Origin of the sequence: Butyricicoccus porcorum (assembly GCF_002157465.1) — a bacterium.
Classification (GTDB): Bacteria; Bacillota; Clostridia; order Oscillospirales; family Butyricicoccaceae; genus Butyricicoccus_A; species Butyricicoccus_A porcorum.
Map to the genome: position 1 here is coordinate 400,940 of NZ_NHOC01000005.1, position 18,865 is coordinate 419,804.

Here is an 18,865-nt window from a genome sequence, read left to right on the forward strand (position 1 = left end):
CGCCTCCTCCTTAAAATACACTTGCAATCGGCTGCCAATGGTCATCGGCCATGTCAATCGCAAATTCTGTATTATTGATATAGAGCTGATTGTCCTTGTCCCGGACAAATCCCCAATGCAGTCCCTTTTCGGCAGCGTATGCCTTGAACGCATTGAATTTGTTCTGAATCTGACGGTCGATGTTTTTATCCTTGCCCTTGGCTTCGCCGCCCTTGGTTTCGATGACCCATACCGTGCCATCCTTCTTCATCACGATGTAGTCTGCGTAGAACAGCCACTGATGCTGAATCGCATCCACATAGACGATGGAGAAATACTGCTGTCCGGTATCGCCGTTTTTATACACCCATTCAATATCGGAGCGGCCCTCGCAATACTGCTCGAACAGCATTTCGGAGGTGCTGCGCACAAGGCTGGTGGCAAAGCCGGAGGTGTACTCCATATAGGCATTGCTCAAGTATTCAACCTCGTTTTTCACGCCGGGGTCATACTTGAAGAAGTCTTGCTCCGGGATATGGAATGTAGATTTCTTCGGGTGGAGCAGCAGGCTCATCTGTTCTGTCATATCGGATGTGACTTCCCGGAATTCCTGTTTCAGCCGATGCTCGTTGTTGATGACAAAGGCATAGAATTCTGCTGTTTCCAGCGAGAGCAGCTTTTTGTAGGCGCTGTTGCCCTTGCGGAACAGACGCTCTAAAATAGTTTTGACCTTGCCAGTCGGCATACCGATGGCGGTCTTGATGGAGTCCACACTATGGAGAAGCTGAATACCGTGTTTATGGGTATCCACACGCTTGTGGGTGGTGTAATAGCTGGTGCTTTCGGCAACAGCAGAGGTGCGGACGAACTGGCCATGCAGAGCCTGACCGAAGATTTGGTCACCAAAAACATATCCGGCATCTGCCATCAGCATCTGATTCTGCTTCTTATCGCTGCCCAGCTTGTATTTCTTGACCAGTGCGGCATACACCTTGTTCAGCACCTCACGCTCACCGAGGCCGTCAAAATCGAGGTCACGGATTTGCTTTTCCAGCGTGAATGTTTTGCACACAGGTTTCAGGAACAGGCGGCGGGTTTCATACGCCTTATCCATATTGGCAAGCAGCCCCGCTTTGTATTTTTCATCAAAGGTGTACACATAGCAGAAGTCCAGAAGGTCATCCTCGTAGTGAGTGGCCTCCGGCATTCTGCGGATACGACCGATGGTCTGGATTTCAAAATTCTCGCTCATACCTTCACGCAGCTTCACGAGAATCTTGGCACGGGGACAATCCCATCCTGTGCTGATGGCCTGTTTCATGAGCAGGAACACGGGCTGTGCATCATTCTCGGTCAGATTGTCCGGGAGGTCTTTTTTGTCCTCACTCATCCATTTGCTGACCATGCCGTTGTCGTAGGTGTAGCCCATAGATTCCAGCTTGCGCTCCACGGCCACAATGGTTTCCGGCTGACCGTTCGGGAACTGAATCAGCACCAGCGGACGGATATTTTTGCCAATGGCCTGATAATGTGCGCTGATGGATTTGCGCTTGGCATCAGCGAGGTCGAGCAGATAATCGTAGTCATCGGTAATTTCCACACCGTCCGTGATACCCTCATTCACATAGAGGGCCTTGGTAATCAGGCCAGCGTTGATAACATCCAGTTCATCAATCTCGAAATATTCGTAGCGTTTGTTCTCTTCGGCGGTGGCGCTGACACGCACGATGTTCTTTGCGGAGAAAGCATCAATGATGGTACGGGCCTTGGCGGTGTTATTAGAATGCTCCTCGTCAATGATGACAATGAAGGCGATACCCTTGCGGTGGGCATCGGCAATGCGGTCAAACAGATTCTTGCGTTCACTGTCCCGAATGGCCGTGTTGCCCTTTTTGGTGACAAGTTCCCAGTTGATGAAAGTGGTACTTTCCGGCTCAAAGCCATTCTGGAGGGCATCGAACAGATTCTGCGTATTCAGGTGCGGAGCGAATTTCCTCATTTTCTGGCGGCTCTGTTCTTCCAAATCGCCCTTGCCGGGGCAGAGCCAGATGAAGGCCGCATTGGAGTTGACCTTGTTCAAATATTCATCCACAAAATCAATTAGCATGATGGTTTTGCCGGAGCCTGTGGGAGCCTTCATGACGATGGTCTGCTTGCTGCGGCTATCCGTGCAGAGGTCGAGAAGCTGGATGACAGCCTGTTCCTGAAAATCGAATAATGTAGCTGCAATACCCGTTACCATGTTTCCCCCTCCTCTCGCAGTTCAAAATTGAAGTAGTAGTCCGGGATGATGAATTGAGCTGTGTCCTTGAACAGGGAAACTTGGCTGGAGGTGAACAGAACATTCTTTGAAATGTACATAGCTTGCACATCGGTGTAATTGCTCCAGTTCTGTTCCAGCGCATCGGCCTCTTCATCGCTCATGACCATGATGTAGCGCTGACCATCAATCCGCACACCATGCTCAAGCTGCACCATTTCGGCAATATGCTCCAGCAGTGCATCGGAGAGGTATTCTTCATCACGCGCCACAAAATCGGTGCGGTAGTATTTCAGATTTGCCGGGATGCCCTCAATATGCTTTCCCGACCTATTTGCATAACCGAAAATGACCTTTTTCAGTCGCTCGTATGTAATATTTTCGCAGATACCACTCTCATTGTTGGTACACAGGATAAAGTGATAATTTGTACCGTAATGCTGATTCAGCTTTTGCACAGCATGGGCAGTAGTGCCGCTGCCCGCAAAAAAGTCTAAAACAAGAGCGTCTTTTTTGTCACACAAGGATAGAATCTGTACAATCAATTCGCTCGGTTTAGGGAATGAAAATGCTTTTGCATCACCAAAAAAGTCAATCATTTCATTGGTGCCATGCTGAGTGTATATATTATCAATGATAGACTGAAATTTGCCTCTCCGAACAACTCCATTTTCATCTTTCAGATACTGTTTAGTCTGAATATTCCATGTACCATCCTTGCCTTGGCTGAAATGCAATTCGCCGCTTGCGATGGCTTTTTCTACACGCTCTTTTGACCATAACCACTGTCTTTTTGGATACACCAATGTGCCATCAGGTGCCGGAATTGGATATTGAAGATTAACTCGCTCATCCAGAGTTTTATTTGCCTCCAACGGGTGAGTTCGGAAGCCGCCACGAACATCATAATTATCGTCTTTCATTTTGTAGTATTTTGCTATCATCTCGTCTGAAAGCGGGACTGTAATTTCCGGTATTTTGGAAATATCTCTTGCATACACCAAAATGTACTCTTGAAGGGTAACAAGATATTTTTCCTTGGCACCGCCACCATATCGTTTCTTCCAAATGATATTATCGACAAAATTCTCCTCTCCGAAAATCTCATTGCACAGCATAGTGAGCGGAGCGAGTTCGTTGTCATCGATGCTAATAAAAATCAGACCATCTTCAGCAAGCAGATTCTTGGCAATATGAAGGCGGCTCGACATGAAACTAAGCCATTTAGAATGTCTAAATCCGTCATCAGCACCTACACGAGAATCGGCATAAATGAATTCCTTGTTTTTTGTGTTGTACGGCGGGTCGATATAAATCACATCAATGCGGCCACGGTGTGTCTTTTCCAACAGACGCAGGCTATGCAGATTATCGCCTTCAAGGAGAAAATTATAGACCCCACCTGCGGATGTGGTTATTTCCTTACCTGCATCTTCGGTAAATACCGGAATGTGTGTCCGCATCATGACATCCACGGCCTCTTCGTGCTGTTCCCAGACGAGGCCATATTTCTTTGCATTCAGTTCGCTCTCGATTTCGCCCAGCGCAATCAGAACATCGTCATCATCTTTATGTTCCTGACGGATGGTATCCAGAAAAGCCAGCATCCGCTGACGCTTTTCCTGTGACAAGTTTGCCATAGGTCAATCCTCCGTTTCTTCCTTATATATAAACTCCAGAATATCGTCCACGCCGCAGTTCATCACACGGCAGATATTTTCAAGGCTCTCCATAGACACATATTCATTGCGCTTCAGCCGGGTGATGATGTTGGCGGAGAATCCGGCCTGCTCCATCAGCTGCGCATTTGTCATGTCCTTTTCAATCAGTAAGTGGAATAGTCTCTTGTAGCTTACCGCCATCACGCACCTCCATAGTCTGACAGTTTTTTGTTCTTATCGTATCACGAAAATGTGAATAAATCAATATCATCGTATCCTGCTAGCAACGGCAGGATTATTTTTTTGCTTTTTTCTGGCTCAATTCTGGGCCTCGTCTCCATTGGGAAGTGTAAGGGCTAAGAAAAACGAAAAATCATGGCTCGAATCCACAGCAAATCTCCATTGGGTAGTGAGGGCAGAACTTTTACGGTTTCTTCGTCAAAACGGCCCCGTCATCTCCATTGGAAAGTGGAGGCCAGCAAAACAGCCCTCAGATTGGAGGTGAGTCCGATGGACAGGAAGTCCAAAAAGCACAAGCAGGCCAAGGAGCCTGACAAACTTAAGAGAAAGGAGAAAAAACGCCATGAGCACACCAACTTTTACAATGTTCCACGCCGACTGCGTGGGCAACGCTGTCAACTGTTTGTACTCGCATAAGGTCGAGATTGCCGATGCCGACACCTTCCGGCAGGCCGTCCGCTTCGACCATGTTTATGCTGCCTATCGTGATAACTATCGCAGCGTTGGTAATTTCATCAGCGCAAACGCCCTCCCGGTGGACTGTGACAACGACCACTCGGATGACCCGGCAGACTGGATTACCCCGAAGGATGTGGCAGCGGCATTTCCGAATGTGGCCTTTGTGGTGCATTACAGCCGACACCATCTTCTGATGAAGAGTTTCCGTTCGCCCCGGCCCCGTTTCCATGTGGTATTCGCTATTGAGCCGATGACCGATGCAAAGGCATACGCCGATGCCAAAACACAGGTACAGCAGTATTTCCCGTACTTCGATACCAATGCGCTGGATGCGGCCCGATTCTTCTTCGGTACGACCGAGCCTATCGTGGAGTTCCATGAGGGCAGCATCACCCTGACGCAGTTCCTTGCGGACTATGCAGCAGAGCAGCGTTTCGCCGCTGCCGATGCCGAGAGCGATACCATCCCGGAGGGCAGCAGAAACAGCACCATGTCCCATACCGCCGGATGCTTGCTCAAACGCTACGGCAACACAGAAGAAGCCTATACTCGGTATCTGGAACAGGCCGGGAAATGCAATCCGCCGCTGGAGGATAGTGAACTGGATACCATCTGGCGCAGCGCCCTGACTTTTTTCAATAAGGTACAGAGCCAGCCGGGATATGTGCCTCCGGAGCAGTATGGGGCCAAAGCCGCAGCATTGAAGCCGGACGACTATTCCGATGTGGGGCAGGCCTCTGTTCTGGCAAGGGAGTACAGCGAGGAACTTCGCTATTCGCCCTCCACGGACTACATTCGCTACAACGGTATCTGTTGGCAGGAATCCAAATCACGTGCGCAGGCCGCTGCACAGGAACTGACCGACCGCCAGCTTGCCGAAGCCCGAAAGCTGAAAAAGAGCACATGGGCCGCAATGGAGGCCAACGGCGCTGCCGGGATTCTGGCAGCGATGGGAGCCAAGAAAGCTGCCGACTGCCTGACCGATGAACAGGCTGCTGCCTATCAAGCCTATCAGGATGCCTGCGACTACTTCCGCTTTGTGGTCAATCGCCGCCTGTCCAAGAATATCGCATCCACTTTGAAGGAGGCCCGTCCGATGCTGGAAATCGACCGCTCCAAGCTGGATGCCGATGGGTTTCTGCTGAACACACCGGATTGCACCTACGACCTTCGCAAGGGACAGAACGGAAAGCAGGAGCATCGGGCCAGTGACTACATCACCAAAGTCACGACCGTTTCCCCAAGCGATAAGGGCATGGAGGAATGGCTGTCGGCGCTGGATACCATCTTCTGCGGTGATACCGAGCTGACGGAATATGTACAGCGAGTGGTCGGTCTTGCCGCAATCGGCAAGGTGTATGTGGAGGCACTCATCATCGCCCACGGCGAGGGCCGGAATGGTAAATCCACCTTCTGGAATGTCATCGCCCGTGTGCTTGGCAGCTACAGCGGCAATATCTCCGCTGATGCACTCACGGTCGGATGCCGCCGCAATGTGAAGCCGGAACTGGCCGAGGCCCACGGGAAGCGTCTGCTGATTGCTGCTGAACTGGAGGAAGGTACTCGCCTGAACACCTCCATCATCAAGCAGCTTTGTAGCACCGATGAGATTGAGGCCGAGAAGAAGTACAAAGACCCGTTCCATTTCATCCCCAGCCACACGCTGGTGCTGTACACCAACCATCTCCCGAAGGTGGGAGCCAACGACCCCGGCACATGGCGCAGACTGCTGGTCATCCCGTTCAATGCACTCATTCAGGGCAAGGGTGACATCAAGAACTACGCCGACTGGCTGTATGAAAATTGCGGCGAGGCTATTCTCGCATGGGTCATCCACGGCGCACAGAAAATCATCGCAGAGGACTTCCATCCGGTGGAGCCGGACTGCGTAACACAGGCCATCGCCAAATACCGTGAGGACAACGACTGGCTGGGCCACTTCATTGCCGAGCGATGCGATGTGGGCGATGAATACCGTGAGCGTTCCGGTGACCTGTATGCGGCCTATCGTGGGTATTGCTCCAATACCGGGGCCTTCACCCGCAGCACGGCAGATTTCTACTCGGCGCTGGAATTTGCCGGGTTCCGCAAGCACAAGGAGCGCACTGGCAGCTATGTAGACGGTCTCAAGCTGAAGGATGAGGATTCCCTGTCCGTCAGCATGGACTTTCTCGGCATCAGTGCATGAGTGTGTGACAGTCGTGATGGTCTCCTTATAAAACCTATTCTATGGCTATTTTGATTCCCCTCTATATAGGTTTTATGAAACGGCTGTCACGACCGTCACACCTGATGATAAATACGACTGCGGCCCACCCGCAGGGAAAGGAGAAAAGCATGGAAAAGCCAAAGTACAGAATGGATCTGGATTTCCTGAAGCAGTTCGACCATTGCACCAATCGCTACGAGCCGTTTGATGTAGTGGCCACCTCCAAGGGCAGACCCATGATTGTGATGTGTTCCAAGAAGCCCGACCCGGCTGCATGGTGCATTATCGGCAATCTGTTCAGCGTCCATTTCCTGTCCTACCGTGACATGGAGAACTACATGGCCCAGCGTGGCATGGAGCCTTGGACAGAAGCCCATGAGCGCACCAGCGGCATTCACATGATGTACCTGTAAACCAATTACCGATGTAAAGGAGCCATTTTTATGGATAAGAAATTCTTTGAGCAGCATTTTCGCCTGCACAACAAACTGACCATCTACAGCAAGGACGGCATCAAGCTGACCATCACCAAGGAGCCGCACTACCATCTGGAAGGCGGTCACTCCAAGCTGGATTTGATGGATTTGGATGACCTGACCGAGTTCGCCAATATGATGGCACTGCGCACGACACCTGACTGTTAACAACGATAACCGTGCGGTGGGGCCTCTGACCCGTAGGGGCGGTCAAAATCTCTGTAAGCTATGCGCCAAGGAACGGGCGTGGGGCCTCACGCACAAAGTCGCAAATTCAAACGGGGTATATAGCCCTAAATCTCAAATTATGGAGGATTTTTATTATGAGTAAGTACGAAAAACTGATTACGGCCCGTGAGCCGGAGTATGACAAGAGCTTCTGGAACTACGCTCGTGGCAATGTGAAGGAGGCAGAGCATCTGGAGGGCGGCAGAAACTTCGCCGGGGCCTTTGAACTGCCCACCTTCCACGCCAACCAGTGTGCCGAGGCCATCAAGGAGCTGAGCCTGTTCCGCAAAATTGCAAGCTGCGCCTACGCCGCTGGCTCCGAGAACTGGATTGCTGTCAAGGATTCCGAGGAATTCGCTGTGTGGGTACCCGAAGGCGGCGATATTCCCGTCTATGATGGGATGTACGATTTCACCAGCCTGAAAATGGACTATAACAAGCTGGTGGCGCTGGTGAAGCTGGATGTGAACCTCGTCCATGATGTGACCTTCAATCTCCAGAAGCACCTGACCATCCGTCTGGCCCGTAACCTCGCCAAGGGTGAGGATAAGGGCTTCATCAACGGTACGGGCGTGGATATGCCTGTCGGTATCCTCTGTAACAACGGCGGCGCTGATGTTGGTATCACTACGGAGGCCCTGACCTACGATGATGTCATCGGTCTGTATTTCTCCCTCAAGCCGGAATACCGTGAAAACGGTGTGTGGCTGATGAACGACAAGACCGCTCTGGCCCTCCGCACCATGAAGGACAAGGATGGCAACTACCTGTGGAATCAGGCCAATGACACCATTCTCGGCAAGAAAGTGTATATCTCCAATGAGATGCCCGACATAGCCGCTGGCAAGAAGCCTATCGCATTTGGCGCATTTTCTTTCTATTCCATCGTGGACAGAGCGCCTATCAGCGTGTCTGTGCTGACGGAGGCATTTTCTGCTACGGAACAGGTCGGCTATCTGGGCCACGAATATCTGGATGCCAAGCTGCTCCGCACCGAGGCCATCAAGGTCATTCAGGTGACCGAGTAATCACACCGGACAAGCCTGCGGTGGTGTGATGCTGCCGCAGGCTGCTGTCCTGCCGATAGAGAGGTGGACACCATGCAAACAGAATCCAAGACCCGTATCACCGAAAAATCTATCGGTGGGACGGTGTATGTTGTGGAGTCGCTGCAATCGCCGGATGCCAAGGAGACCGCCTACGCCAAGGTGAAACGGCTCATTCTGAGCAATTCCAGCGACCCGAAAAAGTTATCAGAAATGACACAATTACATTGCGAAATACACTCGACTTGTGCCTGAGAGTACGGTAATATGCTACTACCCCGGAGAGGGGTGACCACTATTTGAAGGCTGTCGGAAAGGAGTACAACATGAACAGACAGCCGAATATTGCAGCCCTTGATACCCGCTTCACCGCACTCTATTGCAGATTGTCCCGTGATGACGAGCTTCAGGGAGACAGCAACAGTATCAAGAATCAGAAACTCATTTTACAGAAATACGCAGATGACAATGGTTTCCGCAACACCCGCTTCTTTGTAGATGACGGGTACAGCGGCACAACCTTCGACCGACCGGACTTCCAGCGCATGATTGCTGAGATGGATGCAGGCCGCATCGGAACGGTCATCGTCAAGGACATGAGCCGCTTGGGTCGTGATTACCTGAAGGTCGGCTTCTACACCGAGGTAGCATTCCCGGAGGCGGATGTCCGCTTCATCGCCATCAACAACGGTGTGGACAGCGCCAATCAGCAGGAAAGCGATTTGACCCCGTTCATCAACATTTTCAACGAGTTTTATGCCAAGGACACCAGCAAGAAAATCCGTGCGGTGTTCAAGGCAAAAGGCCAGTCCGGTAAGCCGCTCTGCACCAATCCACCCTACGGCTACAAGAAAGCCCCGGATGATAAGACCCGCTGGATTGTTGATGACGAGGCCGCTGCGGTGGTCAAGGAAATCTTCCACCTTTGTATGTCCGGCTACGGCCCGACACAGATTGCCAAGGAACTGCGCAAGCGCCGCATCGAGACCCCGGCAGAATACGGCAAGCGTGTGGGCGTGAATGTTCCATCCGCAAAGCTGCGTGAGAACGATGACCCGTGCCGCTGGACAACATCCACGGTAGTCCACATTCTGGAACGCAGAGAGTACACCGGATGTATCGTCAACTTCAAGTGCCACAAGAAATCCTACAAATCCAAAAAGCGGGTTCAGAACGACCCGTCCGAATGGGCCATTTTTGAAGGAGCGCATGAGGCCATCATCGAGCCGGAAGTGTACGATACGGTACAGAAAATCCGTGATGGACGCAGGCGGCAGACCCCAATGGGTGAAATGCCAGCGCTCTCCGGCATGGTCTACTGTGCCGATTGCGGCCACAAGCTGTATCAAGTCCGGGGCCGCTGCCTGCCACAGAGTGAGTACATGGTATGCGCTACCTACCGTAAAAAAGGAAAAAGCGTATGCCCGTCACATCAAATCCGCAATTCGGTCATCGAGCAGCTTCTGCTTGAGGACTTGCAACGGGTGACGGCATACGCCAGAAACCATGAGGATGAATTTCTCCGTCTGGTGACCCGCAATTCCGAAAAGGCCCTTGACCGGAAACTTCGGGATTGTCGGAAGGAGTACGAACAGGCCAAGGCCCGCATCGCTAAGCTGGATACGCTCATCCAGCGCATTTACGAGGATAATGTGGAAGGCAAGATTTCCGATGACCGTTTCGCAAAGCTGTCCGCCAACTACGAGACGGAACAGGCCCAGCTTCAGAGCCGGGTGGAAGAATTGCAGCGGTTCCTTGATGATGCCAAGGAAAAGAGCCTGAATGCCGACCACTTCCTTGCACTGGTGCGGAAGTATACCGACATCCGGGAATTGGACGCAGAAATCATCCGAGAGTTCGTGGAGCGCATCAATGTGTTTCAGGCCGAGAAAGTGGACGGCCATCGTCAGCAGCGTATCCAGATTATTTATAACTGCATCGGCGCAGTTGACCTACCTGATGCCGAATGACATGAAAAAACGGCATAGCCGCATTTCACGACTATGCCGATATTTTCAGGGATTGTGCATCCCTTAGACGCACCCGCTTTGGAGAGAGGTAGATTTTTCTCCGGCAGCGCAGGACTGCCGGTTGAGCTGTTCCGCATTTCGTGCTACAATGGGGCTGTCATTGCAATCATATGCTGTGTTTTATAACAAAATCAGCCCGGAAAGGACGTTTTTATGTTAGATATCGATGTAATTGTTTCTGATTTTGACGGCACGCTGCTGGATGACCGCAAGCGCCTGCCGGAGCAGTTCCCCGCTCTGCTGGATGAACTGGACCGGCGCGGCATCCGGTTTGTCGCCGCCAGTGGACGGCAGTATTACAACATCCGCGAACAGCTGCCGGACGGCATGGCCGACCGCGTGGATTATATTGCGGAAAATGGTGCGCTGACCGTGCGCAACGGTGAACTCTTCTCGGTAGATGAACTCTCTCCGGAGGATGTGCGCGCTGTTGTCGAGGTCACGCGCCGCACGCCCGGCTGCTATCCCATTCTGTGCGGCGCGCAGTGTGCCTATCTCGAAGATATGGTCGATGCACTCCGTGTGCACAGCACCATGTACTATGCGCGGCTGGAGCGTGTGGACGATGTGCTGACCTGTCTGGAACGCGACCGCATCTGTAAAATCGCCGTGTTCCACGACCACGATGCGGAGCATGTATCCTATCCTGCATTGCTCCCGTTTGCCGATCACATGCAGGTCGCACTGTCGGGCGACTGCTGGGTGGATATCATGAATGCATCGGTCAACAAGGGCGCTGCGCTTCGCACTATGCTGGAACAGATGCATCTCTCTGCTGCGCGCTGCATGGCATTCGGCGATTATCTCAACGACATCGAGCTGTTGCAGGCCGCCGGACATCCCTATGCCATGGAAAATTCCCATCCCCAGCTGCGTGCGCTGTTCCCCCACACAGGCGGGCACAACAACGACGCTGGCGTTGTGCGCACCATCTGCCGCGAACTGGATATTGCGCTATGACTATTCGGGCGTATCTGAAAAGTCGAAAATTTTGACTATTTCTACAAATACGAGACCGCTTCTTCGTGAAAAACACTTGAAATCCGAACGGATTCCAGCGTGCTTTTGCTTTGAACCAGTCTCGCCTTTGCGAAACATTCGTTATTTTCTTGGTTTTTCGATAGCGCCTAGTCGATATCGGAAATTTCGGTACCGGTATAATAGTGCAGCAGGATCTCCTCATAGCTCTTCCCATCCTCCGCCATGCGTTTGGCGCCGTACTGGCTCATGCCGACGCCGTGCCCATAGCCCTCGGTGTGAAACGTAATGGAGGTATCTGTTGTACTGATGGTGAAATGAGTGGAGTTCAGTTCAAACAATTCGCGCACTTCTGTGCCCTTGAGCGCTTTTCCACCGATTTTGCACGACGTCACGCCGCCTGCTTCAGATGACTGAATTTCGGTAAACCAGGTCTTGGGCAGTCCGGTCAGGTTGATATCCGGATATTTGCCCAGCATAATCTGGCGGAATTCCTCTGCGCCCAGCGTCACAGAGGCATCATATTTCGGACAGGCATCGTCACCGGTGCTTTCCACGCTGGACAGATAGGGGATGTCCGAGCCCCACACACTGACCGCCGCTTCGGTGTGTTCTGCGGATGCCGCATGAAAGACGGCGGCAATGGCCTTGCCGTCATACGTCACAATCTTTCCGGCAGTATCTTCGGCGGCTTTTCGGACTTTTTCACTCCATTCCTCCGCATTTTTACCCCAGAGCGCCTCTGCACCGCTGTCCAGATCGACAAAGGCGGCACAGTGGGTATAATCATCGCACACGACGGCATCCGGATGGGTGTCATCTGTCCCGAGGGACTGTTTGTACACAGCATACGTACGGGCTGCCACCGCCTGCGCCCGGAGCGCTTCCTCAGGGAATGACGCGGGCATTTCTGCCGCCACGGCACCCGCTACATAGTCCTCCAGCTCCATTTCACGCACCGTTCCGCCAACCGATACGGTCAGCATCGTGCTCTGTGCCGATTTTTCCCCTCCGGAAGACTCTTCCTGCGCGGTATTTTCTGCATTTTGACCATCCGAAGCCTGCGGTTCCTGTGTAATTTCTACATTTTTAACGGTATGAATGGTTTCTTCGGCAGCCTGATTATTTTGGTAAAATTGAAACCCGAGAGGGGCGACATACACCAGAAATATGATAAGAATACCCAATAAAAAGAAGCGTTTCACGATTTATCTCCTTCCTGTCCGCCAAAGGACTATATTTGACATATTTGCAGGATTGATGTAATATATAATTCATATAAAAAACTCCCCCTCCGCCTTTGTACAGGATCATCCCTGCTTGTGCAACAGCGGATGCCCGAACAATGAGGTGATCCCTAATGGTTGACATGATGAAAAATATGGATTCTCAGGTCATAGACAGTCTATGCGGCGAATTTCAGGATAATAACCTGATCCAGCCCAAGATGTTCAGCAAGTACGGCGTCAAGCGCGGCCTGCGCAATGCAGACGGCACAGGCGTACTCGCCGGTATTACCTGTGTTTCCAATGTACATGGTTATATGGTAAACGAGGGCGAAGTAGAACCGATTGAAGGCCGCCTGACCTATCGCGGACATAATCTGTATGACCTGCTTGACGGCTTTGATTCCGAGGATCGCTTTGGCTTTGCTGAGACTTCGTATCTGCTGCTCTCCGGCAGCCTGCCGAATCAGGAGGAGCTGGATGCGTTTACCGACCTGCTGGCAGATGCCTGTGCCCTGCCGGACGGCTTTACTGAGGACGTCATCATGCGTGCCCCGAGCCGCGATATTATGAATAAACTGGCCGTTTCCACTCTGGCACTGTATTCGTATGATCCCAATCCGGACGACACCAGCCTGGAGAACATTGTGCGGCAGTCGGTCAATCTGATTGCAAAGTTCCCCGTTATTATTTCACATGCCTATCAGGCCAAGCGGCGCTATTTTGACAATGCGTCAATGTTCCTGCACATGCCGGATCGCAATTACACCACGGCGGAAAATATCCTGAGTCTGATCCGCCCGGACGGCATGTTTACCCGTGAGGAAGCCATGCTGCTCGACCGCTGTCTGATTATCCATGCAGAGCACGGCGGCGGCAACAACTCCGCGTTTACAACCCGTGTTGTCTCTTCCTCTGCAACGGATACCTATTCTGCCATCGCCGCTGCCATCGGCTCACTCAAGGGCCCGCGTCACGGCGGCGCAAACCTGCGCGTCTGCAAGCAGTTCGATGAGATGAAGGAGAATATCTCCAACTGGGAGGACGAAGACGAGGTTCTGGATTATCTGTGCAAAATTCTGCGCAAGGAAGCCGGTGACGGCTCCGGCCTGATTTATGGTATGGGTCATGCGGTTTACACGCTGTCCGACCCGCGTGCCGTTGCACTGAAGAATACGGCTCGTCCGCTCGCCGCACAGAAGGGCTTCGAGCGTGAGTTCAATCTGATTGAGCTGACCGAGCGCCTTGCACCGGAAGCATTTTACCGTGTCCGCGGTGAGCACAAGATTATGTGTGCCAACGTCGATATGTATTCCGGTCTGGTTTACCAGATGCTCGGTATTCCGTCTGAGATGTTTACCCCGCTGTTCGCCACCGCCCGCATTGTCGGCTGGCTGGCACATCGCATCGAGGAAACCGTCACCGGCGGCAAGATCATCCGCCCGGCTTACAAGCCGATCATCTCCCGCGCCAAGTACACCTCGATTTCTGACCGCTGACCCTACTTTTCTTTTTTGGGACCTACTTTTCTTTTTTGGGAAAAGAAAAGTAGGCAAAAGAAAACCCAGTGTTGCGCTCCCGCGCACCGCAGACATGCCGGACGGAAAGTCCGTCAGTCTGCCCCAACGGTCGTTTCATTGAGGATACTGCAAACCCGCCGGACAAACGCGTCCGGCGGGTTTTTGTATGCGTTCGGCTGGGCGCGCTCTTCTTGACAGCCAATGCTTTTTCTGGTATGTTACTATAATACAGAACTTATTCGAGTAAAAAAGAAAGGAAATTGCTATGAAACAACGAATCTTATCTGTTCTTCTGGCGTTCACTCTGCTCATCGGCATCGTCCCGTTCGTACAGACAGATGCACACGCCGTCTACGGTCAGTGCGGACCCAATATCACCTGGGGGATTACCTCAGATGGTGCACTCCAGCTCACAGGTACAGGTGAAATGTACGAATACGGATTCACGGAAGTTCCATGGTATTACCAGGGCGGCAATTCCGTCGGTAAAATCATTATCTCCGAAGGAATTACCGGCATCAGCAACTATGCGTTTATGGGCTGCGCAAAAGCGACCTCCGTCTCCATTCCGAGCACACTCGTATCTGTCGGCTCGAATGCCTTCGATGGCTGCATCAAGCTGAAAAGCCTGTCATTCCCGCAGGATCTGTATAAACTCGGAAATTACACCTTTAATGGCTGCTCCTCCCTCACCAGCATCCAATTCGGCGGCGATGTTACAAACTACGGCAGCAATATCTTTCAGGGCTGTCCTTCCTCTCTGACCATCACCCGCCCGTTCTGCGCAAAGGGCTTTGACCAAGCGCCGTGGACTTCCGTCAAACAGAAGACCTACAATCCTGCACCGTTTTCCGATGTCTCTTCCAAGGCATGGTACTACAATCCGGTTTCCCGTGCCTGCATGAAAGGCTTCTTCTCCGGCACAAGCCGCACCACTTTCTCCCCGAATATTGCACTCTCTCGCGCTATGATTGTACAGGTATTGTACAGCATGGAGGGCAAACCCGCCTGCACCGCAGAAAATCCGTTTACCGATGTTCCTGAGAACAAATGGTATCATGATGCCATTGTATGGGCAAGCAGCCAGCATATCGTTTCCGGTACCGGGGAAAACACTTTCTCCCCTGAGCGAAATCTGACCCGTGAGCAGGCCGCTGTGATTCTGACCGCGTTCGCAAATCGCTACCATGACCTGTCCATGATGGCAGCTGACCTTTCTCGTTTCTCTGATGCCGGTGATATTTCCCCGTGGGCTGTACAGGCGATGCGGCAGGCAGTCGGCGCCGGACTGATCTCCGGCACACCGGACGGAAAGCTCAATCCAAAAAAGGCCATTACCCGCGCAGAGGCAGCACAGATCATTGTCACATATGACAATAATTCCAGCCCGTTTTAATTATCTATAAGAACTGTCAATAACAGAATAAATCCCCCCAAAATTGTGCAAATAAGCGCAGTCTTGGGGGGATTTTTGTCTTACTTCATGGCATAAAATGCCTTGAAGCCGTTATATGCCGCGAACAGGTCGAGCTTTGCGATGACCTCAAACGGCGCATGCATGCACAGCACCGGCACGCCGCAGTCAACGGTATCAATATTGCGGTTCGCCATGAACATAGCCACCGTGCCGCCGCCGCCCTGATCGACCTTGCCGAGTTGGCCGGTCTGCCAGATGACGCCGTTTTTGTTGAAGCAATGGCGCATTTTTGCCATCAGCTCCGCCGTTGCATCCGAAGAACCGGACTTGCCGCGTGAACCGGTATACTTGACCAGTGCGACACCGCAGTTTGCGCGCGCATCGTTGCGCTTCTCGGAAACCGACGGATAATTCGGGTCGAATGCATTGCACACATCGGCGGACAGGCAGGTGGAGCGCTCGATGCATTCCTCAAACAGCACGCCGTCCGCACGGCACAGGTCGGCAACCAGTGTGTCGAAGAATTTCGACTGCATGCCGGTCACGCCGTCCGAACCGATTTCCTCCTTATCCACAAGGATGGTCATTGCGGTCTTATCCGGGATTTCCTCCAGATCGAGCAGTGCAGTTGCTGCCGGATACGAGCACACGCGGTCATCATGTCCATATGCACCGACGAACGACCGGTCGAAGCCGATATCACACGCCTTAAAGGCCGGAACACAGCACAACTCCGCCGACAGGAAATCCTCTTCCGTGATGCCATACTCTTGATTCAGGAATTCCATGACCCACAGCTTGATTTTATCCGAGGTATCAACATCTGATTTGGACGGCTTGGAACCAACCAGTACGTTCATGTCCTCTGCGGCAATGCCCTTCTGGAGCGTCTTGCCCATCTGGTCGGTTGCCAGATGAATGAGCAGGTCAGAAATGACAAACAGCGGATCGCCCGGCCTGTCGCCGATGCGTACATCAATCGATTCCACGCCGTCATCGGTCACACGGCACACCACGCCGCGCAGCTCCAGCGGGATCGTTGTCCACTGATACTTTTTAATGCCGCCGTAATAGTGCGTCTTGAACAGCGCCATGCCGTTGTCCTCATACAGCGGGATGGTGCGGATATCGATGCGCGGTGCATCCAGATGTGCCGCCGACAGGTTGATGCCGTTCTTCAGGCCGTCACGCCCAATTACAAATAGTATAATACCTTTATTTCTATTTATTTTATAATATTTATCACCGGCATGCAGCTCCATACCGCGCTCATATGCGGAAAAGCCCTTTGCCTCAGCCATCGCAGCCAGACGGCGCACCGCGTCGCGCTCGGTCTTTGCTTCATCCAGAAATGCCTTGTAGCCCTCGGCATAATCCTGCATAGCGGCCTCGTCTGCCTCGCTCATGCGGTCCCAGCCGGTCTTTTTGTCATAAAACAGTGTGTTTTCCATTGGAAACCATTCCTTTCAGGGAAATTTGCGGTATTACCGCAGGATATCGTCATAAATCCGGCGCACCTGTGCATACAGGGTGTCCAGATCGGCGTCATTTTGTATAAAATAATTGCAGCGCGCGCGGTAAAAAGCATCATCCGGCTGTGCATCGATGCGCAGTGCGGCATACTCCCGTGTAATGCTGTCGCGCCCCATGATGCGGGCAATGCGTGTCTCACGGTTGGCGAGCACGGCACAGGTCTTGTCGCACAGGGTTTCCATCCCTCCCTCAAACAGCACGGGCGCGTCATAGATGCACAGTGCATACCCCTCCTGTTCGTATGCGGCAAAGGCTTCGCGTGCCGCCTGACGGATATACGGATGTGTGATCGCGTTTAACTGTAATAGCTTATCCGGATCAGCGAACACAATTGCGCCCAGTTTTTTGCGGTCGAGTTTACCGTCAGACGATAATACATCAAAAAATACAGATTGTATTTCTTCCAACATCGGGGTACAGGTATCGCACAGCGCCCGATACGATGCATCTGCATCGATAACCGCACAGCCGAGCGAAGCAAATGCTGTGCTCGCCGCACTTTTTCCCGTACCGGAACCGCCGGTCAGTCCGAGAATTTTCATGCTTCTTCCTCCGTCAGGTCGATGATGTGGAAACCGGCAGCTTTTTTGATGCGGTTTGCCACGGCAAGCCCGATGCCATCAGACGGCGGACACTGCGCATAAATCTCCGTACAGTCGGTCTCATCGAAGCGGCGCAGCGCATCGAAGACCTCGCGCGCCTGCTCTTCCGGGTCGTCCGAAGGGCCAAAGGTTTCTACAACCGCAGCATTTTGAAAACGCGCCGCGCAGTCATCGAAGCACAGTACCCCAGAGTTTTCCCCAAGCTGTGCATAAATATAGTCGGCACTCGTTTTTGGCGTGCCGAAAACGACAGTAACCGGTGCTTTCGGCGCATAGTGGCGGTATTTCATCCCGGGTGCGGAGACTTTTTCCGAGTCATCAATTTTTTCGCGCAGAGCGCGGTCAACATCCACCTCGCCGAGCACGGCGCGCAGCTGTTCGAGCGAGATGCCGCCCGGACGCAGCAGGCGCGGACGTTCGCCGCACAGCGAAACGACCGTGGATTCCACACCGACGGAGCACGCACCGCCGTCAACGACAGCGGCAATTTTCCCGTTCAGATCCTCCATGACATGCTGTGCCGTTGTGGTGGACGGGCGGCCGGAGGTATTGGCCGATGGCGCTGCCAGCGGTGTACCCGCTGCGCGGATGATTGCCTGCGCCATCGGGTGTGACGGAAATCGAATACCAACTGTATTTAATCCACCCGAAGTTACCATAGGTATTCTATCCAACTTCGGCAGGATGATAGTCATCGGGCCAGGCCAATAGGCTTCCGCCAGTGCCTGCGCTTCCGGCGGAAAGTCCGCCGCGATTTCGTGCACGGTTTCAATCTCTGCAATATGTACAATGAGTGGATTGTCCTGCGGGCGGCCCTTTGCTTCAAAAATACGCGCAACCGCCTGCGGATTGAGTGCATCGGCGGCAAGGCCGTATACGGTTTCGGTGGGAATACCCACCACTTCCCCGGCGCGCAGCAGCGCGCCAGCCTGTTCGATTGCCGTCGGATCCTCCGACGGACGCAGCAGCTTGGTTTGCATGAATGTACCTTCTTTGATAAC

At 52.6% G+C, this 18,865-nt stretch carries 16 protein-coding genes; 9 read left to right on the plus strand and 7 right to left on the minus strand.

All coding sequences use genetic code 11. The features are described 5' to 3' along the window. Nucleotides 1–10: 10 nt before the first annotated feature. Genes CBW42_RS07720 through CBW42_RS07730 form a run of 3 tightly spaced genes read right to left on the minus strand, consistent with a single transcriptional unit; the run spans nucleotide 11 to nucleotide 4,101 of the window. Nucleotides 11–2,221 carry a DEAD/DEAH box helicase gene (locus CBW42_RS07720; RefSeq protein WP_087019478.1) on the minus strand — a complete coding sequence of 737 codons (2,211 nt, stop codon included), beginning with the start codon at nucleotides 2,219–2,221 and terminating at the stop codon, nucleotides 11–13. Beyond that, nucleotides 2,215–3,879, minus strand: coding sequence for a site-specific DNA-methyltransferase (locus tag CBW42_RS07725; protein ID WP_087019482.1), 1,665 nt, complete (start codon nucleotides 3,877–3,879; stop codon nucleotides 2,215–2,217). Before CBW42_RS07725 ends, CBW42_RS07720 begins: the two co-directional genes overlap by 7 nt. A gap of 3 nt (nucleotides 3,880–3,882) precedes the next feature. After that, nucleotides 3,883–4,101: a helix-turn-helix domain-containing protein gene (locus tag CBW42_RS07730; RefSeq protein WP_087019486.1), complete on the minus strand. Its 219-nt coding sequence runs from the start codon at nucleotides 4,099–4,101 to the stop codon at nucleotides 3,883–3,885. A gap of 382 nt (nucleotides 4,102–4,483) precedes the next feature. On the opposite strand from CBW42_RS07730, the gene CBW42_RS07735 reads away from it, so the two are divergent. The 7 genes from CBW42_RS07735 to CBW42_RS07765 all read left to right on the plus strand — a co-directional run bounded on the left by CBW42_RS07735 (nucleotide 4,484) and on the right by CBW42_RS07765 (nucleotide 11,548). Continuing rightward, nucleotides 4,484–6,787, plus strand: coding sequence for a phage/plasmid primase, P4 family (locus CBW42_RS07735; protein WP_087019489.1), 2,304 nt, complete (start codon nucleotides 4,484–4,486; stop codon nucleotides 6,785–6,787). Nucleotides 6,788–6,936: 149 nt separating this feature from the next. After that, entirely contained in the window at nucleotides 6,937–7,221 is a 285-nt protein-coding gene (locus tag CBW42_RS07740) for a hypothetical protein (protein WP_087019492.1), read from the plus strand. A 30-nt stretch (nucleotides 7,222–7,251) separates the two neighbouring features. After that, nucleotides 7,252–7,452 carry a hypothetical protein gene (locus tag CBW42_RS07745; RefSeq protein ID WP_087019495.1) on the plus strand — a complete coding sequence of 67 codons (201 nt, stop codon included), beginning with the start codon at nucleotides 7,252–7,254 and terminating at the stop codon, nucleotides 7,450–7,452. 155 nt (nucleotides 7,453–7,607) lie between these two features. Then, complete coding sequence (locus CBW42_RS07750; protein WP_087019498.1) at nucleotides 7,608–8,540, plus strand: phage major capsid protein; 933 nt, start codon at nucleotides 7,608–7,610, stop codon at nucleotides 8,538–8,540. A 72-nt stretch (nucleotides 8,541–8,612) separates the two neighbouring features. After that, nucleotides 8,613–8,813, plus strand: a complete 201-nt coding sequence (locus tag CBW42_RS07755) for a transposon-encoded TnpW family protein (protein WP_087019501.1) — start codon at nucleotides 8,613–8,615, stop codon at nucleotides 8,811–8,813. 71 nt (nucleotides 8,814–8,884) lie between these two features. Continuing rightward, complete coding sequence (locus CBW42_RS07760) at nucleotides 8,885–10,528, plus strand: recombinase family protein (protein ID WP_087019504.1); 1,644 nt, start codon at nucleotides 8,885–8,887, stop codon at nucleotides 10,526–10,528. Nucleotides 10,529–10,741: 213 nt separating this feature from the next. Continuing rightward, complete coding sequence (locus tag CBW42_RS07765; protein WP_087019507.1) at nucleotides 10,742–11,548, plus strand: Cof-type HAD-IIB family hydrolase; 807 nt, start codon at nucleotides 10,742–10,744, stop codon at nucleotides 11,546–11,548. Nucleotides 11,549–11,715: 167 nt separating this feature from the next. Here CBW42_RS07765 and spoIID read toward each other — a convergent pair whose 3' ends face one another. Beyond that, nucleotides 11,716–12,771, minus strand: coding sequence for a stage II sporulation protein D (gene spoIID, locus CBW42_RS07770; RefSeq protein ID WP_165761102.1), 1,056 nt, complete (start codon nucleotides 12,769–12,771; stop codon nucleotides 11,716–11,718). A gap of 155 nt (nucleotides 12,772–12,926) precedes the next feature. Here spoIID and CBW42_RS07775 point away from each other — a divergent pair, with 155 nt between their 5' ends. Then, nucleotides 12,927–14,291, plus strand: a complete 1,365-nt coding sequence (locus CBW42_RS07775; protein ID WP_087019513.1) for a citrate/2-methylcitrate synthase — start codon at nucleotides 12,927–12,929, stop codon at nucleotides 14,289–14,291. A gap of 286 nt (nucleotides 14,292–14,577) precedes the next feature. Continuing rightward, the gene (locus CBW42_RS07780) at nucleotides 14,578–15,708 is read left to right on the plus strand and encodes an S-layer homology domain-containing protein (protein ID WP_087019516.1); all 1,131 of its coding nucleotides are present in this window, start codon (nucleotides 14,578–14,580) and stop codon (nucleotides 15,706–15,708) included. Between the two features lie 80 nt (nucleotides 15,709–15,788). Here CBW42_RS07780 and CBW42_RS07785 read toward each other — a convergent pair whose 3' ends face one another. From CBW42_RS07785 to CBW42_RS07795, 3 genes are read right to left on the minus strand one after another with little or no spacing between them, the layout of a single operon-like run. Next, nucleotides 15,789–17,180 (minus strand): aminopeptidase, encoded by a 1,392-nt coding sequence (locus CBW42_RS07785; RefSeq protein ID WP_087019519.1) that lies wholly within the window; start codon nucleotides 17,178–17,180, stop codon nucleotides 15,789–15,791. 33 nt (nucleotides 17,181–17,213) lie between these two features. Then, nucleotides 17,214–17,804 (minus strand): dephospho-CoA kinase, encoded by a 591-nt coding sequence (gene coaE, locus CBW42_RS07790; RefSeq protein ID WP_087019522.1) that lies wholly within the window; start codon nucleotides 17,802–17,804, stop codon nucleotides 17,214–17,216. After that, complete coding sequence (locus tag CBW42_RS07795; RefSeq protein WP_087019524.1) at nucleotides 17,801–18,844, minus strand: L-threonylcarbamoyladenylate synthase; 1,044 nt, start codon at nucleotides 18,842–18,844, stop codon at nucleotides 17,801–17,803. Before CBW42_RS07795 ends, coaE begins: the two co-directional genes overlap by 4 nt. Between the last annotated feature and the right edge of the window lie 21 nt (nucleotides 18,845–18,865).